This window comes from Vibrio sp. B1ASS3, assembly GCF_905175355.1.
Taxonomy (GTDB): domain Bacteria; phylum Pseudomonadota; class Gammaproteobacteria; order Enterobacterales; family Vibrionaceae; genus Vibrio; species Vibrio owensii.
The window spans coordinates 856233-879001 of sequence record NZ_HG992742.1 but is presented as its reverse complement, the minus strand read 5'-3'; the positions used below and the strand labels follow the sequence as shown (position 1 = coordinate 879001).

The 22769-nt window shown below is 45.2% G+C and carries 20 protein-coding genes and 1 pseudogene; 5 read left to right on the top strand and 16 right to left on the bottom strand.

From position 1 onward, the window contains the following. Position 1 precedes the first annotated feature (1 nt). The 12 genes from KJB05_RS04095 to KJB05_RS04040 form a co-directional block, all read right to left on the bottom strand. Entirely contained in the window at positions 2-970 is a 969-nt protein-coding gene (locus KJB05_RS04095) for a type II secretion system F family protein (RefSeq protein WP_009707496.1), read from the bottom strand. After that, on the bottom strand, positions 912-2429 hold the full coding sequence (locus KJB05_RS04090) for a CpaF family protein (protein ID WP_208444504.1): 1518 nt from the start codon (positions 2427-2429) through the stop codon (positions 912-914). The genes KJB05_RS04095 and KJB05_RS04090 overlap by 59 nt, the downstream gene beginning before the upstream one ends. Before the next feature lie 12 nt (positions 2430-2441). Then, on the bottom strand, positions 2442-3650 hold the full coding sequence (locus KJB05_RS04085; protein WP_208444503.1) for an AAA family ATPase: 1209 nt from the start codon (positions 3648-3650) through the stop codon (positions 2442-2444). A 12-nt stretch (positions 3651-3662) separates the two neighbouring features. After that, positions 3663-4187, bottom strand: coding sequence for a TadE/TadG family type IV pilus assembly protein (locus KJB05_RS04080; RefSeq protein ID WP_208444502.1), 525 nt, complete (start codon positions 4185-4187; stop codon positions 3663-3665). Beyond that, on the bottom strand, positions 4184-4633 hold the full coding sequence (locus KJB05_RS04075) for a TadE family protein (RefSeq protein ID WP_208444501.1): 450 nt from the start codon (positions 4631-4633) through the stop codon (positions 4184-4186). The genes KJB05_RS04080 and KJB05_RS04075 overlap by 4 nt, the downstream gene beginning before the upstream one ends. Position 4634: 1 nt before the next feature. Further along, complete coding sequence (locus tag KJB05_RS04070) at positions 4635-5906, bottom strand: pilus assembly protein TadG-related protein (RefSeq protein WP_208444500.1); 1272 nt, start codon at positions 5904-5906, stop codon at positions 4635-4637. A gap of 25 nt (positions 5907-5931) precedes the next feature. Next, on the bottom strand, positions 5932-6156 hold the full coding sequence (locus KJB05_RS04065) for a hypothetical protein (protein ID WP_009707503.1): 225 nt from the start codon (positions 6154-6156) through the stop codon (positions 5932-5934). Positions 6157-6168: 12 nt separating this feature from the next. Beyond that, the gene (locus tag KJB05_RS04060) at positions 6169-7629 is read right to left on the bottom strand and encodes a type II and III secretion system protein family protein (RefSeq protein WP_009707504.1); all 1461 of its coding nucleotides are present in this window, start codon (positions 7627-7629) and stop codon (positions 6169-6171) included. Positions 7630-7636: 7 nt separating this feature from the next. After that, positions 7637-8392, bottom strand: coding sequence for a Flp pilus assembly protein CpaB (gene cpaB, locus KJB05_RS04055; protein ID WP_039840233.1), 756 nt, complete (start codon positions 8390-8392; stop codon positions 7637-7639). Positions 8393-8404: 12 nt separating this feature from the next. Next, entirely contained in the window at positions 8405-9718 is a 1314-nt protein-coding gene (locus tag KJB05_RS04050) for an AAA family ATPase (RefSeq protein ID WP_208444499.1), read from the bottom strand. A 67-nt stretch (positions 9719-9785) separates the two neighbouring features. After that, the gene (locus KJB05_RS04045; protein WP_208444498.1) at positions 9786-10274 is read right to left on the bottom strand and encodes an A24 family peptidase; all 489 of its coding nucleotides are present in this window, start codon (positions 10272-10274) and stop codon (positions 9786-9788) included. Then, positions 10274-10447 (bottom strand): hypothetical protein, encoded by a 174-nt coding sequence (locus KJB05_RS04040; RefSeq protein ID WP_009707508.1) that lies wholly within the window; start codon positions 10445-10447, stop codon positions 10274-10276. The genes KJB05_RS04045 and KJB05_RS04040 overlap by 1 nt, the downstream gene beginning before the upstream one ends. Before the next feature lie 331 nt (positions 10448-10778). Between KJB05_RS04040 and KJB05_RS04035 the strand changes: the two genes are divergently transcribed. After that, the gene (locus KJB05_RS04035) at positions 10779-11504 is read left to right on the top strand and encodes an AraC family transcriptional regulator (protein ID WP_009707509.1); all 726 of its coding nucleotides are present in this window, start codon (positions 10779-10781) and stop codon (positions 11502-11504) included. A 153-nt stretch (positions 11505-11657) separates the two neighbouring features. Beyond that, positions 11658-13349, top strand: coding sequence for an AMP-binding protein (locus KJB05_RS04030; protein WP_009707510.1), 1692 nt, complete (start codon positions 11658-11660; stop codon positions 13347-13349). A 71-nt stretch (positions 13350-13420) separates the two neighbouring features. On the opposite strand, the gene KJB05_RS04025 is transcribed toward KJB05_RS04030, so the two are convergent. Continuing rightward, positions 13421-13630 carry a DUF1127 domain-containing protein gene (locus tag KJB05_RS04025; protein WP_005439528.1) on the bottom strand — a complete coding sequence of 70 codons (210 nt, stop codon included), beginning with the start codon at positions 13628-13630 and terminating at the stop codon, positions 13421-13423. Positions 13631-13729: 99 nt separating this feature from the next. On the opposite strand from KJB05_RS04025, the pseudogene KJB05_RS04020 reads away from it, so the two are divergent. Further along, a pseudogene (locus tag KJB05_RS04020) lies at positions 13730-14659 on the top strand (LysR substrate-binding domain-containing protein). Between the two features lie 105 nt (positions 14660-14764). Here KJB05_RS04020 and fusA read toward each other — a convergent pair. Next, positions 14765-16855: an elongation factor G gene (gene fusA, locus KJB05_RS04015; RefSeq protein ID WP_005439525.1), complete on the bottom strand. Its 2091-nt coding sequence runs from the start codon at positions 16853-16855 to the stop codon at positions 14765-14767. A gap of 217 nt (positions 16856-17072) precedes the next feature. Next, positions 17073-18452, bottom strand: a complete 1380-nt coding sequence (gene radA / locus KJB05_RS04010) for a DNA repair protein RadA (protein WP_005439523.1) — start codon at positions 18450-18452, stop codon at positions 17073-17075. Positions 18453-18602: 150 nt separating this feature from the next. Between radA and KJB05_RS04005 the strand changes: the two genes are divergently transcribed. Continuing rightward, positions 18603-20951: a PilZ domain-containing protein gene (locus tag KJB05_RS04005; RefSeq protein ID WP_061008921.1), complete on the top strand. Its 2349-nt coding sequence runs from the start codon at positions 18603-18605 to the stop codon at positions 20949-20951. A gap of 55 nt (positions 20952-21006) precedes the next feature. Here KJB05_RS04005 and serB read toward each other — a convergent pair whose 3' ends face one another. Further along, entirely contained in the window at positions 21007-21987 is a 981-nt protein-coding gene (gene serB, locus KJB05_RS04000) for a phosphoserine phosphatase (protein WP_208444497.1), read from the bottom strand. Positions 21988-22078: 91 nt separating this feature from the next. On the opposite strand from serB, the gene KJB05_RS03995 reads away from it, so the two are divergent. Continuing rightward, a complete protein-coding gene (locus KJB05_RS03995; RefSeq protein ID WP_027726522.1) occupies positions 22079-22684 on the top strand; it encodes a YtjB family periplasmic protein in 606 nt (201 codons plus the stop codon). The last annotated feature ends 85 nt before the right edge of the window (positions 22685-22769 follow it).

Sequence of the window (22769 nt, the reverse complement as noted above, 5' to 3'; positions counted from 1 at the left end):
GTTACACCTCAATGTTGACGATCTTGCGAATCCAAATAGTGCCAACAAACAAGGACACCATCCCTCCCACAATCATCTTGACGCCCATTGGTGTGGTGTGGAGCAGTTCAATGTATTCGGGACGAACCAATGAAATGATGACGTAGAGTCCAAACGGCGCGAGCACAAGCACCCACGCAGACATACGAGACTCAGCAGAAATCGTTTTGATTTTTCGTGCTAATTTGAAGCGAGCTCGTAAGATTTGGGAAAGCTTTTCAATGTTCTCAACTAAGTTACCACCCGTTTCTTTTTGCAACAGAACGGCACTTGAGAACGCGAGCATAGACACCGTAGGTGTACGCTCTGACATTTGCATGATGGCGAGTCTTAAATCATAGCCATAGTTAAGCATGTTGAAGGTGTTGAGAAACTCTGGCCCTAATGGTGCACTCATTTCGTTCCCGACCTCACCAAATGCTTGGGTGATGGGCTGACCAGCTTGGAGAACACGCTTGATGATGTCGAGCGCTTCAGGTAATTGCTCCTCAAACTTCATCAAGCGATCGGCAATCATTTTTTGTAAATAGAAATAGATAGCGACCCAGCAGGCAACCGTCACCCCAACGCACATGTACCATTCTTGACCAAAGATAAAGATCACTAACCCAACCGCAACCCCGGCAAGAAAAGATAAGAACAGAAATCGGGTAAACCCCATTGAGATACCAGCCAGCTCAAGCTTTTTCTTCAATCCATCAAAGAGGCTGAAATTCACCAACCATCGCTCTAGGGGAGAAAGGTGCTTGAGTGAATTCTCTCTAAGAAGAGAAATACTCTCTTGGTCTATGTGTTTGTGGCTATCTTGAATCCTCTGTATCAGTTGCTTGTGTTTTACTTTTTTACCAGCAGAAGGAAGGATTAACGCTTGGCTAATAAAGAATACCGACAAAAACAACAGCACAAGGAAAAGTGGGAATTGGCTTTCCATAGCACACTCTCCTAACGGGCTTTTTCGTTAAAGATTTCAATGGTACGTCTAAGCCTCGTTTAACAAGATGGTCATGACAACTAGGCACAATGCCTGTGGCTTCATAGTCACCAATAACATTACCCTCTTTGTCTACCCCTCGTCGGCGGAAGGTGAAGATCTCAGACATGGTGATCACTTCCCCTTCCATACCATTAATTTCCTGCAAACTGACCATACGGCGCTTACCGTCTTCCTGACGTTCCATTTGAACAACGATGTTTATCGCGGAAGCAATCTGCGCTCTTAAATTTTTTGTCGACACGTTCCAACCTGCCATGGAGAACATGTTTTCAATTCTGCTCAACGCATCTCGCGGTGTATTCGCGTGAATCGTGGCAAGAGAACCATCATGACCTGTGTTCATTGCAGACAGCATGTCCACGGCCTCAGATCCACGCACCTCACCAATCACAATTCGGTCGGGACGCATACGTAATGAGTTCTTCACCAGATCTCGCTGAGAGATCTCCCCCTTGCCTTCGATGTTCGATGGTCGTGTTTCTAATCGAATGATGTGTGGTTGTTGTAATTGAAGCTCCGCAGAGTCCTCAATGGTGACGATACGTTGGTCACTAGGAATAAAACCAGAAAGAATATTGAGTGTGGTGGTTTTACCTGAACCCGTACCACCAGAGATAAGGATGTTCATTTCCCCGACAACCGCAGCATTCAGAAACTTACCCATTTCTGGTGACAGGGAGTTAAGCTCGAGTAGGTTGTCCATATTGAGTCGTTCGACAGCAAAACGACGAATCGACACCGATGGCCCATCAATCGCTAGAGGCGGAATAATTGCATTAAAGCGCGAGCCGTCTTTCAAACGCGCATCTACCATAGGTGATGCTTCATCGATACGACGCCCAACTTGGCTAACAATGCGGTCAATGATGTTGCGCAGATGGCGCTCATCTAAAAAGGTGTGTGGCGTTTTTTCCAATTTACCAAAACGCTCTACGTAGATGTTCTTAGGTCCGTTCACGAGAATATCGGAGATGGTAGGATCATCCAGAAGAGGTTCTAAAGGACCAAGGCCAAACACTTCATCTTCAATCTGATGAATGACGCGATTACGCGCTTCTGAGCTCAAAGGGTGTGTCTGATCTTCGGCAATCAGTTGAACTACTGCCTCTCGTAACTCTTCTTTTGCTCTGTCTTCTTGTAAGTGGGACAACAGCCCGAGATCGAGCGTATCAAGCAATTTTTTGTGGTAGTAATGCTTGATTGAGAGATCTTGTTCCAGCTGTTTTTTCTGTTCTTCAATCGCTTTCAGTTTAGCTTCAACCGGAGATAAGGTCGCTTTTTCAGAGTGAGTATCAACGTGTTCCGTACGACTTAACTCATCCACTTTTGATTCTTGGTCTTTTGCCTCATCGGTATTGTGAAACGCACTTCCGACGCTTTTTCTTTTGAAAAACATGACTCCCCCTTATTAAGAAAAAAATTTCTTAATCCAACTTTGATTTTCCTTGGTTGGGCTTTCCAATAAATGTGAGATTTCAGCCAAAGAAGCTTTTATCGCACTATTTTTCTTAGATTGAACAATTGGGTTACCTAAATTTGCACTCTCGATTGCAATAGCAAAGTTATTTGGAACTAAATGAATAGAGTGCCCACCAACAGCGCTTTCAATATCTTTTAATGAGATGGTCGATTTTTTCTCAAAGCGGTTTACGATAAGTTCGACCTGATGATTACTTAAACCATAGTCCAGTTCTAAGGTTCTCACGTAATTTACTGCGTGTTTTACTGACGTAACGTTCTGTTGCATGACCAAAAATATATGGGTAGCTGGCGAAACGATTTTTTGGAATACATGCTCAATCCCATGAGACATATCGACAATAATATGAGAATAAAATTGTCGAAGAATAGGTAATAACTTGCTGACTTCATTCGCATAGTTGTAATTACCTTGTAGGTTACCTTGATCAAAGCATAAATAATTGAGCCCAGATGGATGCTTGTAAACAAGACCTTCTAACGATAATTCATCGAGGTCATTAACCGAGTCGACAACATCATTGATGTTGTATTTTGGCTTACAGTTCAAGTAATCTGCCGCATCACTAAATTGCATGTCCAAATCGATGAGCAACACATTACTCTTGGCATAACTGGACAACTCAATCGCAGTATTAAGCGCCAGTGTCGTTGCGCCTGAGCCGCCTTTTGTGTTGATAAACAAGGTCAGGTCACCCATTTTCTTGTTATAGACTTTTTCTTCTGCCGTTGATTTGAGTAGCGGATACAGCTCGCCTAAGTCCGCCGAACGTGAAAAGTGGTCCGTTGCTCCGAGACGTAATGCCATCTTGAGAGATGCAGTATCAGTTTCATCGCCAAAGACAATTAATGCGGTATGATTGTGCTGCAAATTGCTGTCACTGGAGTACACATGTGCGACTTTTTGCGCCCAGTTATCCCCCGTTTCAATATAAATAAGATCTGGAATTTGTTTATTTCTCACCAAATCGACATTAAATAAATCAAGTTCTATCCATTCAACATTGACATTGACACATTGAGACAGCTCATTGGTTAAATGCAGCTTAAAATTTGACGTAGAATATACGACCCAAACAATCAAGTTTGTTTTAAGGTTTTTATAGTTTTCATTATTCATTTTCACTGGTTTCAGCATACTGCTACTCCATCAGCAATTTTCTATATCGTCCGTTCCTGCACCTTCCGGTCTTAACACCCCTAAACTTTCGGCTGGTAATATGGTTTCAAACGCAGGTGTTGTCCCTACTGCATTAATTAAAGCAGCCAAAACAAAAAACTGGAAAGTGTAATTTACGGCTCGAGCGCGAACGTATTTTATTTGTGAGAATTGAGCGCCTAGTACAGAGTCATCAGCGGGTGGGGTAGATAAAAAGCCAGACACATCGACATTCGCCCCTGTGGCATCGAGGTAAGTGATTTCTAAATTATTCGCACTAAATCCAGAGGGGTACAGATCTGATACTGCGGGTAAGTTGGGAATATCATCCCGATCTGCGATGTAACATACCGTCGCTAATCTGGCCGCTCGACGCGTCACTTCATTGACCATCTGAACAGAAAAGAAGTACACCGCAAACTCCATGATCAGAAAGAGCACTAATATGACGGCCAATGCGATAAGAGAGAACTCTACTTGGGTAACACCCTTTTGCTTAAAGCGATTAATGATCATGGCCCTGTCCTCATCGTCGTTGTTGCACCGATACTGAACTGCAATGATTGACCGGAGAACGGTAAGGTAGAAAAGATAGGGACATAATTGTAAGTCGCAGAAAGTGTCACGACCTTGTTGGCCAATGTAGGCTGCGTAATCGTGATGTCACCGACGGATATATGATCGATGATCGGCGTCGTACTCGCTATTGGGCTGCCGTAAACCACGACATTTTTAATGCTCGTTTCATCGGCTATGGCGTCAAAAGTTAAGGTGCCATACGTATCGACAACCGCATAACGGGCACCGTTTTGCAGGGCTTTATTAACCTCAGTGTATTGAATAAAAGCTCGACATACATCAATCACCAACACAGTAAGCATCAGCAATATTGGCAGCGCCACAATAAACTCAACAATCGCGAGGCCCGCTTGTTTTTTTTGCTTAATAGTTTTATTCAACATATCAAGATGCCCCGCTAAACGGATCTTTGTAGAGCTGGATGCGATAGAAGCCTTTGTCTGTCGGATCAACACCAGTAGAGCCGTTATTGATTAAGCAATCATATAAGAACTGCCCAAATACTGAGGATTGTCCTGAGTTACTCACTTTCTGTAATAAGAAGAAACAGCCAAATCCCAAAACATCAAAGTCAGTTTTACCTGTCGACTCGGTGCAGTTGACAATAGGAATGCGCAAAATACGACGTCCATTTAATCCGCCGTCCCCCATGTAGCTCGAAGTATCACACGGAGACGAACCACCACTACATGCACTAAGCTCTTGTAAGTAATTTGCGTAATACAAATTACCGGCATAAGTCTCATCCGTTGCCGCTAATACGTCGGGCTCTCGTACATACTTATCCGGCAAAACGGTACCATCATTTTTGATCGGCCCAGAAAAGTCGTTCAGCCGAACATTTAAACCTTGAGCGACAGGACCAGCACTATTACCAGGTTTGGTTGTCACCGTATCGCCTATTGCAGCGCAACCGTTATATGCACCGGACAAAGCATCTCTCACTAATGCGGCACCGCTGTTACCTGTTCCCTGACCAAAATCCAAAAGTTGGAAGTTACCGGGCCCCATATCTGTATTGTTCTGGTCTCCGACTTTTAGTTCATGTACCAACGATGGATCCGTGTCCACATTAGGATCATAGTTAGCAGGTTTATATCCCCATGCATCTTCTGCACTGCCTGTCGGCTCGCCGCACATGGCGATCGGCGTTAGGTTGCATGACTGGGTAAACCCTGCACTTCGCCCAGCCATTGCACTTGCCGAAATGTTTTTGTTAATCCCAAACACACCACTCAAAAACTGTGTCAATCCAATCTCGGTAACAGCAACACGAACGTAGATATCATAAGCGCCAGCAGGAGCAGTAAAACTCGCAGCGTCAACAAACGTCGCTCTATCAAGTGAGAAAGTTATGGATGTATTACTGCCATCAAACACCAGTTCTGAGTTACCGGACGAAGCACTAATACCGTTCAATGTGGCTGTTGCAACGGCTTCTGCCGCTACCACGTCGCCATTTTCATCTGCGGCAACCGCGCCAGCCAATGCCGCTGCATCAACGGCATTTTGAAGACGCGTTTTATTTAAGACTTGGTGGTTAAGGTCAATACCAAACGCCGCCACGCCCAATAGGATCAGCAATACCATGCTGATCAGCACCAAGGTAATCCCTTTTTGGGTTCGTCTTGTTGCCCTTTTCATTTTCCGTCGCATAGCCCCTCCTAAGTGAATAAATCACTTAATCATCTTTGGCTACCCCATTATTGTCGTATACCTCTAAACTCGTTTGCGTACGTTGTCCGCTACCTTCTGGTAAATATCCCAAATTCTCATACCAAGCTTCTGGATTAAGAGTTTGCTCTGCACGCAATTGACTGACAGAGATACCAAGCTCAGGGTCATTCGCACAGCCAAACAAGCCGAATGAAGTGAAACAAATGGTCATTATCATTATGTTTTTCATCTTATTCTCCACTTATAAGCTGTGCCCAAATTTGCCCTCAGAGCCACCATCTGACGAACCAAACTGATCGAAACTTTCAAACGTTTCTTCTTCTCTTATGTCGTTGAGTTGGTATCGGTCGAAATCCAACTCAGCACCTTTACCTAACAAATAAAACTCAACATCGTTAGGGCTTACAAAACCATCGGTCGGCAAGGTAATACGACGACGGTCAATAGGTGTTGCAAGTCTTGGAGTAACTAGGATAACGAGTTCGGTTTCACCAGAAGTGAACTCTTCACTCTTAAATAGTCGGCCAAGTACCGGTAAATCACTCGCTCCCGGAATACCATCGGCAACATTACGTGCGTTCTCACTCAATAAGCCCGCAATACCGATCGTCTGCCCGTCAGCAAGCTCGATGGTGGTTCCTGCACTTCGTTTTGTAATCGGTGGGATGAAAAAGGTCGCATTCACTTCATTAGGATTGAAGGTCAATACACCAGAGTTGGAGATTTCACTGACGTTGACGTTCATCTTTAGATTGATGCGCTTATCACTCAAGATGTACGGAACAAAGTCCAGTTGTACACCGTACTCTTTGTAGTCAATGGTAATACCATCTTCGTTTGGCACAGGGATTGGGAACTCACCACCAGCAACAAACTCAGCTTGGGTTCCGCTCAGAGCCGTTAAGCTTGGCTCGGCAAGGACTTTTGCTACACCGTTTTGACGCGCAACGTCTAACGCGAAGGTAAACAGTGTATTACTGTCGATAAAGGAACCGAGGAAACCAAAGTCATCCACTGCAGGCACATTTAGAATCGGCCCAATATTGTCGATGCCACCACCAGCGGTAGTTGCCCCCCAAGTGAAGTCTCCGCTTTTCTGGAAGAAGTGGAAGTTCGAATCAAAGCGACGTACTAACGTGCGCTGCACTTCGGCAACCGTGACTTCTAGAGTAACCTGTTGCGCGCCACCAATGTTCAAGAGGTTAATGACCATGCTGTCGTCTCTTGAATCGTCTTCCCCTTCATCCGCAGCATCGCCTGCGGCAAAGGTTTCAGCAATCTTAACGGCGGTATCCATGTTTTGCTGAGTACTGACCAAACCTCTTAACACGACTTTTTCTTGGGCGCTGTGCACCTCAATACTTTCATCTGGTAAGAATTGATAAAGTTTGGATTTTAGGGTGTTTAAGTCGTGAGTGACTTCAACGTTAAACTGCTCAATTAAGCGGCCTCGACTGTCCCAAACAGACACATTGGTTGTTCCAAGCTTTTTGCCCACCAAGAACAACTCATTGGAACGCAGCACAATAATATCCAGAACTTCCGGATCCCCTAACGTCACTTTTTTCGCTTTACCCGAAATAATCAATTGTGTTGATTGGTGGTGTGCAACGCTAACTAACTTCCCTGATTGCGCAGGCGCTGCATTTACAGACAAGCTGACAAAAAGTAACTGGCTAATGAGTAATATTATTCTTTTCATAAGTCACCTAATTACTGACTCGGACATTCGATGCCTGAGATCCCTTAATAATGGTCACACTAGGTCGAGGTGTATATTTGCGTGCAACAGGTGGTTTATCGACTTCATGAGGGTTACGTAATGCAAGTTGAATCTTGCCTTTACTGTTCTCCGATAAGAGTTTTTCCGCTTCTTTTGGTGTGACTTCTAACGTCACTGCTCGAACAATAACTGGCTTGTTATCGTTGGTTTTTGCGGTTTGGTCGACGGCTAGTACTTTAATATTTTTGAGCACGGTTTTAGTCGAAGCACTTTTCCCCTTACCCGAGCTGATGGTATTGAGGATATCGACCTTGTTACCCGGAAGTAGGAAACCAGCCACACCAATAACGTCGTTAACACGAATGGTAATCGCACGTTTGTTTTCAGGGATCAGGGCTGCTAATGTCGCCCCTTCACCAGGTAATGCAAGTCGGTTTGGGTTCACCATTTCACCGGAATAGATGGTGTTGGCAACAATACGCCCCAACGCTTGCTCAGAGACTTTTAAGGTATCTTCTTCAATCCAGTCCACCTCCATCAACTTGGTCGTGAGGTGTTTTTCTTCTAAAACCGTTCCTGGCTCCAGCTCCATCGCAGCCACTAATACTGGGTGCCTTTCTATCTCTTCAAGCTCTACTGTCGGTTGGTTTTGTCCATCAATCCACTGCTTTGCAATCAAAACAGCCGCAAGACCAAACACAATGGAGAGCAGTAATAGCATGACAACTTGCGTCTTACTCATAACGAAATCTCCCTATTCATCCACTGTAAAATACAGCGCCCAAGCACGGGTTAGTGTGTCTGCAGAGACAAGCTTCTTTTTGTCTTCAAACACTAAAATATCGCGGCTTATCCCTAGCAAATCTTTTGGCAAACATGGAAAGAAAGGGACGTTGTTGTCGCGGTGCAACTGATGCAACTGGTCGAAAAAATCTGGGGCGAGCGCCATTTTCAAGTCGCCAGACAAACTCAACCATAGCGCCTTGTAGTCCTCAGGGCTCAAAGGGCTAAACTCGATTTTGTATCCTAGACGGCGTAAAAAGGCGGGATCGGCTAACTGGCTCGGAGCAAAGTTGGATGAGAACGCTAATGTCAGCATAAATGGAACCGTGATTTGCTGCCCATTGGGTAGTGCCAAATGATCGAACAAGTATTCCATCGGCACTATCCAGCGGTTTAGCAATGCATCGACTGGCATTGCCTGACGCCCCAAGTCGTCAATGACCAAAATGCCGTTGTTTGCCATCATTTGCAGCGGTGCATTCCAGACTCGGTTGTGCTCACTGTGGTTGACTTCCAACATATCCATGGTCAGCTCGCCACCAACCTGAATATTTGGGCGCTCACACAAAACCCAGCGTTTGTCATAGTGGGTTTCAAGCTTAACAAACACTTTAGAATGGGAGTTGTCTAATCGACGATGGTGCTGCTCAGAAAACACCTTGATGATGTTCCCATCCGCATAAACCGCATAAGGAATGAACACAGACGTGCTCATTGCGTTGAGTACTCTTGCCGCAACGTAACTTTTACCCGTGCCGGCATGGCCGTAGAGTAACATTGCTCGGCCAGAGTTAATGGCAGGTCCTAAAATAGGAATCAACCGCTCAGAGCCAAAGACATCACTAAGAGCGCGTTCAACATCCACACGAGTAATAGGATGCTTGCGGAGATCTTGCCCTTCCACCACTTCCCAGTACTCTTCCAAAGAAACAGGAATAGGGCCAACGTAGGCATCTTTACGAAATGCAATATCAGCTTCCGCTAAACCAAGCTCGGTCAGGCTGTATCGAACGTTAGTGTAAGAGCTAGACAATTTATCTGCTGTCGGCTGATACACTTCAACCCAACTGCGTTTTCTCAGCTGCGCTAACGCTAAATCGACAATCGTTGAGACGACTCCCAATCGCTGAGTCAACTCGACTAAATCAATTTTAGGAAAAGCAGAAAGATGTTTTAGTACCAAATTTTCGACAACCGAAGCCGGTATGCCAAGCCCTTCTATATTTGCTGGTACTTTAGGCGGCGTTATTTGTGGCACGAGCTTATCCCAATACACAGACCCCATGACAATTCCCCTCTGTCGTTGCCTAGTCAACTGATGTCTAACGCCAAGTTACTTGTTTTTATTAGATTTAGTTTAAGTAAGAAAAGTAAGCTAATCCGATAACGATCACGGGAGCAAAAGGAATGACTAACGGTTTTGATGCCTTTAACCCAGGCGTTACTTTTTCCAAGCAATAACCTTTTACTTGGTCGGATAGGTTAATAGTAGAAGATGCAATGTGGAGAGCGAGGTAAAACAGGCTCACTACTCCGCCAGCCATCACAATACCTATTGACGCTGCTCCTAAGTTACTCAGCCCTATCCAAGCCCCTAATACGGCGAGTAACTTAACATCTCCTCCAGCCATCACTTTGCACAGGTACAGAACAAAGCAGACTGCAAACGCGACCAGTCCACCATACAAATGATCTAAACCATTCGAATTAGGAACGAGTACTACGCTTGCAGCGACTACGACTAATAAAAGCAATACAGCTTTATTCGGGATCTTATGCTTTTGTGCATCAGATACTCCTATAGCGAACAGCAATGACCAGATGACGATCTCTAATGTCATTACGAACTACTGATACGTGATGCAACAGATGAGAATTTGCTAGATAAAGTATCCCAGAAGCCTGAGGTCAAGAATGCAGTAACGATAAGTGCCGCACCTAAGATGTATTCTAGAAGCGTTAGACCCTCTTCGTCTTCCATGAAGTCATTGATTAGTTTGCGAAAGTTTTCCATAAGATTTCCCCTCTTTAACAGTCTCGCTTGTTGATGATTCGACGCGTGGGTGTGTCTGAATCATGACTAAACCTTAGTCATCGAGAATGTTGGGGGTTAGGACTTTTTTGCCAAACACTAGCACTTTCTTGCTAGATCTGCTGGCAAAGCACGAATGTAGCATTTTTGAGACACCCCTTCGGGTGATATGTGACGCATTTCACACTTGCAGACTTTCTATATAAGCCTAAGCTTAATAAACGAAAGGTTTAGTTTTTGCTCGCAAGGATGCGGGACAGTTGAAGCCTTTTACGAACACCCTTCGGCAAAGTTCACTATAAATGGAAATAATATGACAGAACTTATCAAAGCCTACTGGATCGGACAAAGCCCACAAGCTCTTAATCACGATTTTCGTTCAGAATTGGAAAAGTCCTTTACTCTCATTAAGAGCGAAGGAGATGTCTCCGTGCTAAGCGATAAAGAGTTCACCCACTTCTTTTACTGTCCAACATCGGAGCATCGATGTTTACAAAAGAGTTTGTTGACCCTTTGTGAGAACCTAGATAAAAAACTCATTGTGATTCATGACGGAGAAGACCATAGCCGTCTCCCCCCCAAGCATATTGTCGCCGAATATTGCCAAGCAAACGCATGTTCACCAAACGAGTGGATATCGCAAGTAAAACTCAAGTACTTCTCACCTACGGCACTCGATGAGCAATACTTGTCATCCGACACCATGCTATTCAAAAGTGGCAAATCAAACTTTGTCGATGTGGTCCATTACATTGCAAATAATGTACATAAAGACTTAAGAGAAGAGGAAGCTGCGGCACTTTGCCACTACTCTCCAAACTATTTTTCGAAGCTTTTTCGTAGAAAAGTTGGCATGTGTTTTCGTGATTACGTCACAGAAAAGCGCATTTCTCTAGCGAAGAAGATGCTGCTCGAAGAGGACTCGATGAAGATCGCCTACATCGCTTATCAGTGTGGCTACCGAGACGTTTCATATTTTTCTCGTATCTTCAAAAAGAAAACTGGACTCTCCCCTGCGACCTATCGGCAACAATTTTAAGTAGTGATAACTACGGCGACTTTATACTCTCTAACGCTACCTTTCCCACAGAATTCATCAAAATGCATTCCCGTATAATGATTTAACATGCTAAAGTTAACAATGTTTTAACAACTATAAATACAAACGAGAGAAGACATGGAGTCATCTACAATGAATCAGCCTAACCTAGAACATACCGCTGGTTGCGCTCTCCCGCCGCCGAATGAAATGATCCTTAAATGGGCAGAGGAACGCCCAAATGAGGTTTACTTAAAACAAATCATTAATCGACAGTTTGTTGAATTTACTTACGCCGACGTTGCCGATAAGGCGCTTAAACTGGTTACAGCCCTACGTAACTTGGGTGTACAGCCCGGTGAAAAAGTCGCATTAGTATCGAAAAACTGTGCAGAGTGGTTCATATGCGACTTGGCCATGATGCTTGGCGATTACGTGAGTGTGCCAATTTTCCCAACAGCCGGTGCAGACACCATTGAGTACTGTGTGACTCACAGTGAAAGTAAAGCACTGATTGGCGGTAAGTTAGATGATCCAGCGGCAACGCAACAAGTGATCGATTCAATGCCAGATTTAATTAGCATTGCACTTCCTTACGATACGGCGCCGAAATGCCAATATCAGTTTAACGAGATTATTGCAGACGTTGAGCCAAGCGCAGAGCGTCCACAACACCATGATGACAAGCTAATGTCTCTCGTTTACACCTCAGGTACGTCAGGTCTGCCGAAAGGGGCAATGCTGACGTACGGTGCGTTCAGCTGGTCCGTTCAACAACTCATCAACCATATTGGTATCCAAGAAAACGACCGATTGTTCTCTTATTTACCACTCGCTCATATCACAGAGCGCGTTTACATCTTTGGTTCATCGATTATGGGTGGTGTAACCACGGCTTTCCCAGAGTCACTCGATACCTTCATTGAAGATGTCAAAATGCACCGCCCGACACTCTTCATCTCTGTACCTCGACTATGGACATTGTTCCAACAACGTATTCAAGACAAGCTTCCACAGAAAAAGCTCAACATTCTGTTGAAGATCCCATTTGTTAATTCATTGATTAAGAAGAAATTGGCGGATGGTCTTGGCTTAGATCAAGCTCGCGTGCTCGGTTGTGGTTCTGCCCCAGTGTCACCAGCACTACTTGAGTGGTACCGCAGTGTTGGCCTGAACATCACTGAAGCTTGGGGGATGACAGAATCTTTCGCCTACAGCACACTAAACTACCCATTCCGAGCCGATAAAATTGGTTCTGTTGGTAACGCCGGGCCAGGCATTGAACTTAAGATCGCCGACGATGATGAAATCATGGTACGCGGCAAAGGCTTGTTCTCTGGTTACTACAAAAACGACATCGCGACACAAGAGTCGTTTGACTCAGAGGGATGGCTGCACACCGGTGACATTGGCTCAATTGATGCGGATGGTTACCTCACTATTCAAGGTCGTAAAAAAGACACCTTCAAGACTGCCAAAGGTAAGTTTGTTGCTCCTGTGCCTATCGAGAAGAAGCTGTTTGAGTACAGTCGCGTCGAAATGATGTGTTTGATCGGCTTAGGCTTACCTGGACCAATATTATTGGTTGTGCCACACGACTTCCCGAACTTTGATAAAGAACGTTACGCCCGCACAACACGTAAGGTTGTTGCTCGCATGAACGAAGAACTTGAATCGCACGAGCAGATTAAAGGGGTGTTGATGATCCAAGACCCTTGGAGTATCGAAAACGGCATTCTGACGCCAACCTTGAAAATTAAACGCCACGTTCTTGAACAGAAATATCATGAAATCGGGCACAACTGGCCAAAAGGTGAATTAGTTGTGTGGGAAGAGGATTTGTAATTCTTACCCACCTAGATAACCAATAAATCAAACGCTCCCCATCAAGGGAGCGTTTTTCATTCCCACGTTAATTAATCTCGCCAAAACGGTTTCTGAATTTCCTTTTGGACTTCAGTTTCGTTGTAACCGATATCATCCAAGAGGTGGCGAGGTAACTCAGATAAATGACGTCGTGTACGGTAGTTCTTTCTCCATACGGCTAACTTGGAAAAGATATACTGAACTAAACTCTTGCGTGGCTTCGACGCTAACTGGCCACAGGTTTGCGTTGCATTGTTCATATATCCTCCTCGATTCATTCACATTGACCACTTAATAATCAGTGACTACCCTGCTATTCTCAAACGATAGAATCTGACACTGAGTTAAGGAAAACTAACGTGAAAGAACGTATGCCTCCGTTACAAGGACTGTACTACTTCTACATCGCGGCAAAGGAAGGCAGTTTTAAAGCCGCTGCCAAATACTTATTTGTCACACCAGCCGCGATTAGTCAGCAGATACGTCAGTTGGAAGAGTTTCTTGGTACCGACTTATTTGTCCGCCAACATAGAAAGATACTCCTTACCGCAGAAGGCGATTTACTGTTTGCCCAAACTGAGCGAGGATTCAACCACCTTCAGCAAGGTGTGCGATTGATTAACCAAGATCCCAACCCGAATCACCTCTCCATCTCTACGCTGCCTTCTTTTGCACACCATTGGTTAGTACCAAGAATCACCGCTTTTCGGCAGCGTCATCCGAATATCTCTTTACTAATGGAGCCAACCAACGAGTTGGTGTCATTTCAAGACAGTCAGATAGACCTTTGCGTTCGCTATGGGCATGGCGACTATCCGAACCTTGAATCACAGTGGTTGATGGATGAAGTTTTCTACCCTGCTTGCCATCCCATTTACCAAAAAGAGCACGGCATCTACCGCGTTGAAGATTTAGGTAAAGCAGAACTGATCGAAGATTTGTGGCCGGACTTAGACTAGAACTTGTGGCTCAATACACTAGGCCATAAGGCGGCGAAGCCTACCCTCAAATACAGCGGTTCACATTTGGTCCTAGAAGGCGCTTTGTCGTTGCAAGGCGTAGCTTTGGTTAAGCACAGCTTGGCTTATCGATATATCCAAGAAGGAAAACTGGTAAGAATTGGAAACATAGGCATTCAACCGAAATACGCGTATTACCTTTGTGCACCGACTGGTTACTTAAAGCGCCAAAAAGCACAGCTGTTTAGCCAGTGGATAAAAGAAGAGATTGCTGATTTCGAACGCAACACTGTCCGAGATTTTGAAACGATTCAGTTAAAAGAAGAATAAAGTCAGTAATCGGTATAGCAAGGCCCCATAGATGGGTTTACCGACAGAAAGTAAAAAGCCCCGCACTAGGCGGGGCTTTGATGTCTTACAGAGTTAACTTAAGAATTACTTCTTAGCGTTACGCTCTTTAACGTCAGCAATTACTTGCTCAGCAACGTTGTTTGGACATGGCGAGTAGTGTGAGAACTCCATAGAGAACTGACCACGGCCAGAAGTCATAGTACGTAGAGTACCGATGTAACCGAACATTTCTGATAGAGGTACATCACCCTTGATACGTACGCCAGTAGTACCAGCTTGTTGGTCTTTGATCATACCACGACGACGGTTAAGGTCACCGATTACGTCACCAACGTGATCTTCCGGAGTGAACACGTCAACTTTCATGATTGGCTCAAGAAGTTGCGCGCCAGCTTTAGGCATAGACTGACGGAATGCGCCTTTAGCAGCGATTTCGTAAGCGATAGCTGAAGAGTCAACTGCGTGGAAACCACCGTCGAATAGTTCAACTTCTACGTCTAGAGTTGGGAAGCCAGCTAGAACACCAGTTTCCATCATAGATGCGAAACCTTTCTCAACTGCAGGCCAGAATTCTTTAGGTACGTTACCACCAACAACTGTTGATTTGAACGTGAAGCCTGAACCAGTTTCGCCTGGTTTGATACGGTAGTCGATCTTACCGAACTGACCAGAACCACCAGACTGCTTCTTGTGCGTGTAGCTGTCTTCGATTGCTTGAGTGATTGTTTCACGGTAAGCAACTTGAGGAGCACCTACTTCTAGCTCAACGCCGTAAGTACGTTTTAGGATATCTACTTTGATATCTAGGTGAAGTTCACCCATACCACGTAGGATAGTTTCGCCAGATTCTTCATCAGTCTCTACTTGGAATGATGGATCTTCTGCAACCATCTTACCGATCGCGATACCCATCTTCTCAGAACCGCCTTTATCTTTAGGCTTAACTGCGATAGAGATTACTGGATCTGGGAAGATCATTGGTTCTAGAGTACATTCGTGCTTAGGATCACATAGAGTGTGACCAGTTTGAACGTTCTTCATACCAACTACAGCGATGATGTCACCAGCTTGTGCTGAATCGATTTCGTTACGCTCGTCTGCGTGCATCTCAACCATACGGCCGATACGCTCAGTTTTACCAGTTGCAGAGTTAAGGATTGTGTCACCCTTCTTCATGCGGCCTGAGTAAACGCGGATAAACGTTAGAGCACCGAAGCGGTCGTCCATGATCTTAAATGCAAGCGCTTTTAGCGGCTCGTTTTCAGATACAAGTGCAACTTCGCCAGTTGGTTCGCCAGTCTCTGGGTTAGTTAGAGGCTGAGGATCAACTTCTGTTGGTGATGGTAGGTAATCTACTACCGCGTCAAGAATAAGTTGGATACCTTTGTTCTTGTACGCTGAACCACAGTAAGTTGGGAAGAATGCTAGGTCACGTGTACCTTTACGGATACAACGTTTGATGTCTTCTAGAGATGGCTCTTCGCCTTCTTCTAGGTAAGCCATCATTAGATCTTCGTCTTGCTCTAGAGCAGTTTCGATTAGCATTTCACGGTATTCAGCCGCTTTCTCAACTAGATCAGCTGGGATGTCTTGAACTTCGTAGTTCTCTGGCTGGCCAGACTCGTCCCATACGTAAGCTTGTTGGCTTAGTACGTCAACAACACCTACGAAATCTTCTTCGATACCGATAGGTAGAGTCATTACTAGTGGAGTAGCACCTAGAACGTTTTGTACTTGGTCAACAACTTTGTAGAAGTCAGCGCCCATACGGTCCAGTTTGTTAACGAAGATCAGACGAGATACGTGTGATTCGTCAGCGTAACGCCAGTTAGTTTCTGACTGAGGCTCAACACCACCAGAACCACAGAATACACCGATACCACCGTCAAGTACTTTTAGAGAACGGTAAACTTCGATAGTGAAGTCAACGTGTCCAGGAGTATCGATGATGTTTAGACGGTGATCGTTCCAGAAACAAGTTGTTGCTGCAGACTGGATTGTGATACCACGCTCAGCTTCCTGCTCCATGAAGTCAGTAGTAGTTGAACCGTCGTGAGTGTCACCGATCTTATGGATCTTACCAGTTAGCTTTAGGATACGCTCTGTAGAGGTAGTTTTACCCGCGTCTACGTGAGCAAAAATACCAATGTTTCTGTATTTTGATAAATCAGTCATTGTCTTACTCTGTTAATAAGGTATAAAGTGCGCGCAGAGTATATCACATTCTGTCAATACTGATACCCTTGCGTGCGGATGGAAGAAAAAAAATTTTAACGTAAATTTTCCGTCCTCAAATAATAGTCAAACTTAGCAATTTGTGTGCTCTATTCGATAATAATGAGGACAGATTCAACATTATTGTTACCCCTTAAATTGGGGCACAAAATGGCGTTTACAACTCATCAAATGCTTCAATCGCTTCTGATAATTTTTTCACGCCGTGGATTTGCATACCAGGAATGCCACCTTTAGGCATATTTGCCGCAGGGACGATTGCTTTCTTAAAGCCATGCTTGAATGCTTCATTTAAGCGTTCTTGTCCACTTGGTACAGGGCGAATCTCACCCGCCAAGCCAACCTCACCAAATACGACCACATCTTTCGGTAATGGGCGATCGCGGAAGCTCGACAAAAGCGCCATAACTAACGCAAGGTCAGCACTGGTTTCTGTCACTTTAACGCCACCGACGACATTCACAAATACGTCTTGGTCAGCCATTTGAAGGCCACCGTGCTTATGCAGGACAGCGAGTAATAAAGAGAGGCGGTTTTGTTCCAAACCAACGGCAACACGACGAGGGTTGGCAAGTTGCGAATAATCCACCAGCGCTTGAATCTCTACTAATAGAGGACGCGTGCCTTCCCATACCACCATAACAGAAGAACCCGAAGTTTCCTCTTCACCGCGGGAAAGGAAGATCGCCGATGGATTATTGACCTCTTTCAGTCCCTGCCCCGTCATGGCAAATACACCTAACTCATTCACTGCACCGAAACGGTTTTTATGACTGCGAAGTGTACGGAAGCGACTATCGGTGCCACCATCGAGCAGCACAGAACAGTCAATAATATGCTCAAGCACTTTCGGGCCTGCAAGGGTACCATCTTTTGTCACGTGACCAACAATAAAGACGGCAACATTGTTTTGCTTTGCGTAGCGCGTCAAAGCGGTCGCTGATTCACGCACCTGCGCCACACTGCCCGGAGAAGACTGAACATCCGAGACGTGCATTACCTGAATCGAGTCGATAACCATAATTCGAGGTTGCTCTTTCTCTGCGATTTGGCAGATTTTATCGACATTGGTCTCCGACAACATCTTTAGATGCTCTTTTGGTAAACCAAGACGAGAAGCACGCATCGCTACCTGCTGAAGGGATTCTTCACCCGTTACATAAAGCGTTGGCATTTGCGCTGAGAGTAAACACATGGTCTGCAATAGCAAGGTCGACTTACCAGCACCTGGGTTACCACCGATCAGAATGGCAGCACCAGGCACCACGCCCCCACCAAGCACACGGTCTAGTTCTTTAAAGCCACTGGTGAATCGTGGAACTTCTTGCAGATCAATCTCAGACAGAGTTTGAACTTTTGATTCCGTTGCAGATCCTGCATAACCAGATAAGCGCTCGTTGCGCGCGACAGTTGGCGATGCCGCTATGCGAACTTCGGTAATCGTATTCCATGCACCACACGCATTACACTGCCCCTGCCAACGTGGGAAATCCGCGCCACAATCATTACAAACATACGCTCGTTTTGCTTTCGCCATGATGCCTCGATTTTTCTACACTCGGTTTTTTCAACAAATGTGACCAAACACAGCCATGTCTGACCTTATCGGACATGAACTATTGATATACTTAAGTTTTGCTTTGCTTAGCCGATATAATTCGAATAACGACATACTTTAACAGAAATAATGCAGCAATCTGAAATTCTCTCGCTCGCAGAACGACTCATCCCTGTTTATGGCACTGATGACTTTGACTTTGTCCTTGGTCAATTGACCGAGGGAGAACCGCCGTCAGCCAAAATCCTAGTTAAGATGGAACTCAACCGTGTCATGGCACCTTGTAAAAAGAGCATTGATTTACGAGGTCGAGTGAAAGGTGAATGTCGTGAATACCTATTAGATGGCATCCCGCATTGGTTGGATGACGTTGCTTTTAATGCTTACCACAAGAACCTAAAGAAGTTTGGCGCTTATACCGAAGGTATGTGGGAAGCCTTGGTCAACACGCGCAATAACTTCCGCGTGATGAGTAAAAACAATGGTAAAAGTGAAGAACAATCACTGACCGATCCGAAAAGCCCATTTCTAGCAGAACCTGTCCACCTTGGTTATGACCTAAAACGCCAAGAAAAACGCTTAAAAGTACAATCTCAAGTCGAAATCATTCGCCCGAAAGGACAAGTGATCCACGGTTTGAGTATCGATCTTTCCAGTTCAGGCGCGAAATTCAAGGTTCCAAGCGCTTTCAAATACAGCTTAGGCGAAGTCATCCAAGTCACTTTTACTGAGTTTGCTAGCAAATCTCAGGTTGCAGGCGTAGAAAAGCCAATCACTTATCGCGTCTTAGCCGTGGACGATTGCTATGAAAATGATGCCGTTCGTTACCTAAGAACCATTCGTTTAACGGAAACCAATGTCGTTGCACGTGTAATTGATGAAGCACTCAACAGCGCGGCAAAACGCGCTCGCCATGACAATCAAGATAAAATCATCCGTGCCCGCACGCGTGGTTATGAGCACATTGCACTCAAGCACACCAGTAACCTGCCGCTGTTTTTCGAAGGCAGTGAACTCAAACTGGCAATGCTAACGCCAAACAACCAAAAGCTTTGGCAATACTGGCATGATGAACGCAACCAACAAGTGTTTGGTTCGCTATTCAATCCAAAGAGAATGGCTTCCCTAATTGCTCCCGGTGTGAAAGGCGCAACCAACGTGTTGTATTCATTCACTCATGAACATGAGAGCAAAACCTACTTCTATTCAATGCTGCGCCCAGAGGCAACCAGAGAACAGCGTCAATTGTTCTGGCATCTAGGAGCAAAACGAGCAAGTTGGCGTGCTTTCCGCATCTCTATTTTCGAGCTGTCGCAACAGGAGAAAGAAGACCTTGCTGCGTTTTCTTCTGAGTTGGCCGAAAGCTCGCAAAAGCTGACACATGTGGGCATCTTGCAAGAAATTGCCGATGAGAAGTCAGGCCAAGATTACTTGCTGACCGAAAAGCCTCGTGTTCCTGCAAACACCTTGAATGAGTTTAGGCAACCAAGAAAAATCCTTGGTAATCCAAAAGGGATTTACTTCGATGCCCAGTCTCGCCGTAAAGAACCACGCTACCGTTTTAAAACCCCTTTGGTTCTAGATACTGGCAACGCTAAAGCTGCTGGCTTTACCGCGGATATTTCTAAGCGAGGTTTAGGCCTTAGATTGGATGAACCTACCGCGCTGCGCTCAGGACAAGAAGTTCGAATTAACTTTCGCGAGTTACAGCTTTACGATAAGAAGTTGCCACTTTCAGATGTGCCTTACCGTGTCATTCGCGTCAGCCCTGATGGTCGAAGTGTCCAACTGGTGATTGATGAACAAAGCAAGACCATGAAAGTGATCGCTTTCTTCAACAGCATTATTGAGCACAACCAAGACAAGCTAATCCCGCAGAAAGAGATGCTGCCAAGCAATGCGCTACTAGAGAGACTGCACAGTGTATTGTTATCACGAACGCTGAGCACGCCAATCTTTATCAGCAAAAGTGCCGCCTCTTCAGTGAAGACACCCGTAATTGGGGTAAACTTACCGTTGGCAAAACATATCGAGTTGTATGCTCGCCTTGGTCATAATCAGCAGTATTCTTTAGAGCCCCTTTTTAAAGGACGCTCAAACACGTTAATTGCCGACCCAATAAAGCGTATTGATGGAGCACAGGCTCGACACCAAGACATTTATATTAGCGTAAGTAAAGTAGGCAATAAGATCACCGCTATTGAATCGAAAATGCAGCAAGACTTCACCAGCGTCAAAGAGCGTATTCAGTTCATTAAGAAAGCGCGCATGATGGGCGAATTTTACGCGACACGCATTTCAACGGCGCCGATCTTCGATCCGATGACATCATTACTACGCCAAGACTTGAGCGACTTAACCCAATTTGGTGTTCATCAGGCGAGTAAGTTAGAAAAAGAGCTGACCGCCCTAGTTGGTTACAGCGAATTTGAAGACATTACTGAAGAAGTGATTGTTCGCTTAGAGCTAACGGAATAACAAAACACCGCCGAGATGGCGGTGTTTTTCTATGTTAATTTGGAAGAAGCTCCAGCTAAGGTTTCGCTTTCCAGCTGATTTTCTGCTGCTTAACCAAAGCGCCAGAAAGGATACATAGCACACCACCTAGACCTGCAAATCGAACAGCGGTTTGCGCTTGCTCTTCAACTTTAGGTTTAGCGTGATAAGCCACACCTAGCCCTGCCGCAGCCATCATCACCAAATCGTTCGCACCATCACCCACGGCAACGGTATTGTGTTGTTCAATTTCATATTCTTCCGCAAGCTCAACCAAGATATCCGCTTTTGTCTGAGCTGATACAACCTCACCCAGTACTTCACCGGTCAGCTTGCCATCCACGATTTCCAGTTGGTTAGACTGCGCGAAGTCCAATCCCACTTTATCTTTGATGAAATCAGAGAAATAAGTAAAACCACCCGAAGCAATGGCGGTCTTCCAGCCAAGCGCTTTAAACGTTGCAATCAGCGCTTCGAAATCTGGCATAAATGGGAGTTGGCCACGTACCTGTTCAAGAATGGCTTCATCGGCACCTTTCAGTTTACCCACACGTTGACGTAAGCTTTGTTCGAAATCCAACTCACCTTGCATGGCGCGCTCAGTGACTTCTGCAACTTCTTCGCCGACACCGGCCAGTTTGGCGATTTCATCAATACACTCGATTTGAATCGCGGTTGAATCCATATCGAACACGACCAAACCCGGCGCAGAAAGATCCGGTACTTCCTGCAGAGAGGCGTAATCCAGATTTAGGCCTTTCAGAATGGTTTCATGCTCTGGTGTAAGGTTGCCCGCCATGAGAGCCACTTCATATTGACCAACTTTCCAAGTGTCTAAAATCGGGTTGTAGAAGCCAGTAAAGAAATCGATGTCTTCAAAATTGCGGGGCTCAAGATGTTCACTAAACACAATCCAATTCGCCTTGGCTTTATCGAGCTGTGTCGCGAAGCGAGTTTCGGGTAGTCGTTTTAAAAGAGTCGTATGCCTTCTGATAGGCAAGCTTTTTGGCGCGTCCATGTATATAATCCCTTGTGACTTTGCTAAAACGTTACCTTAACAAGCTAAAAAGGCAAGTCTTTGTTTTGATTTGAATGGACGAGTAAAGAGCATGAGTGAATCCTTGTTCTCAGTAAGGAATGCCCTACGAATTCTGGCTCTGATCCTGTTATGTGTGATGCTTTTTGTCACCATCAAAAACAGTGTCGTGATCAGTAAGGGTAATGAGAAAATACAAGCACAACAGCTTGAAACCCTGACCAAAGTTTTGATCTCGCAGGCCTCCTTATCAGCCGGCGAGATGATCATCAATAAAGACCAAGAACGTCTACTCAAGCTCACTAACCAGCTTGCTCAAGACCGCTTGGTATTTGATGCAACCATTTATGATGCACAAGGTGTGCGTTTGGCATCGAGTGAAGAAGCATTGTCAGTACGTGAGGTGTTGGGATTAGATACCCCACTCGCGACCGCATCGATTGGACGCCAACAGCTCGTTGAGCCAGTGTTGTCGGATGGCGCAGTGATTGGCTTTGTGCGAGTGACCTTTGAAACTGGTCGAGTCACCGCTATTTCTGATCACCACTACCGCAAGAGTGATCGCTACATGTACATGATGGTGCTAATGAGCTTCGCGTGTGGCATGTTGTTCATCATGATTTTACGCAGACAACCGATCCGTCGTAAGAAAGGCGAAAACTTGTTGCTAACCAAGTAACGCAAAAAGCAAATTCCAAAAACAAAACAGCCCGCGACATGCGGGCTGTTTTTTTATGCTGATAGGCAAAAGAATAGAAGACTGT

Excerpts from the sequence above, each read along its gene's own strand:
- KJB05_RS04030 (WP_009707510.1), top strand. The coding sequence starts at position 11,658 with ATGAATCAGCCTAACCTAGAACATACCGCTGGTTGCGCTCTCCCGCCG.
- KJB05_RS04070 (WP_208444500.1), bottom strand. The coding sequence starts at position 5,906 with ATGCGACGGAAAATGAAAAGGGCAACAAGACGAACCCAAAAAGGGATT.
- KJB05_RS04095 (WP_009707496.1), bottom strand. The coding sequence starts at position 970 with ATGGAAAGCCAATTCCCACTTTTCCTTGTGCTGTTGTTTTTGTCGGTA.
- KJB05_RS04050 (WP_208444499.1), bottom strand. The coding sequence starts at position 9,718 with ATGGGGTCTGTGTATTGGGATAAGCTCGTGCCACAAATAACGCCGCCT.
- radA (WP_005439523.1), bottom strand. The coding sequence starts at position 18,452 with ATGGCGAAAGCAAAACGAGCGTATGTTTGTAATGATTGTGGCGCGGAT.
- serB (WP_208444497.1), bottom strand. The coding sequence starts at position 21,987 with ATGGACGCGCCAAAAAGCTTGCCTATCAGAAGGCATACGACTCTTTTA.
- cpaB (WP_039840233.1), bottom strand. The coding sequence starts at position 8,392 with ATGAGTAAGACGCAAGTTGTCATGCTATTACTGCTCTCCATTGTGTTT.
- fusA (WP_005439525.1), bottom strand. The coding sequence starts at position 16,855 with ATGACTGATTTATCAAAATACAGAAACATTGGTATTTTTGCTCACGTA.
- KJB05_RS04045 (WP_208444498.1), bottom strand. The coding sequence starts at position 10,274 with ATGACATTAGAGATCGTCATCTGGTCATTGCTGTTCGCTATAGGAGTA.
- KJB05_RS03995 (WP_027726522.1), top strand. The coding sequence starts at position 22,079 with ATGAGTGAATCCTTGTTCTCAGTAAGGAATGCCCTACGAATTCTGGCT.
- KJB05_RS04040 (WP_009707508.1), bottom strand. The coding sequence starts at position 10,447 with ATGGAAAACTTTCGCAAACTAATCAATGACTTCATGGAAGACGAAGAG.
- KJB05_RS04065 (WP_009707503.1), bottom strand. The coding sequence starts at position 6,156 with ATGAAAAACATAATGATAATGACCATTTGTTTCACTTCATTCGGCTTG.
- KJB05_RS04080 (WP_208444502.1), bottom strand. The coding sequence starts at position 4,187 with ATGATCATTAATCGCTTTAAGCAAAAGGGTGTTACCCAAGTAGAGTTC.
- KJB05_RS04035 (WP_009707509.1), top strand. The coding sequence starts at position 10,779 with ATGACAGAACTTATCAAAGCCTACTGGATCGGACAAAGCCCACAAGCT.
- KJB05_RS04090 (WP_208444504.1), bottom strand. The coding sequence starts at position 2,429 with ATGTTTTTCAAAAGAAAAAGCGTCGGAAGTGCGTTTCACAATACCGAT.
- KJB05_RS04005 (WP_061008921.1), top strand. The coding sequence starts at position 18,603 with ATGCAGCAATCTGAAATTCTCTCGCTCGCAGAACGACTCATCCCTGTT.
- KJB05_RS04025 (WP_005439528.1), bottom strand. The coding sequence starts at position 13,630 with ATGAACAATGCAACGCAAACCTGTGGCCAGTTAGCGTCGAAGCCACGC.
- KJB05_RS04075 (WP_208444501.1), bottom strand. The coding sequence starts at position 4,633 with ATGTTGAATAAAACTATTAAGCAAAAAAAACAAGCGGGCCTCGCGATT.
- KJB05_RS04060 (WP_009707504.1), bottom strand. The coding sequence starts at position 7,629 with ATGAAAAGAATAATATTACTCATTAGCCAGTTACTTTTTGTCAGCTTG.
- KJB05_RS04085 (WP_208444503.1), bottom strand. The coding sequence starts at position 3,650 with ATGCTGAAACCAGTGAAAATGAATAATGAAAACTATAAAAACCTTAAA.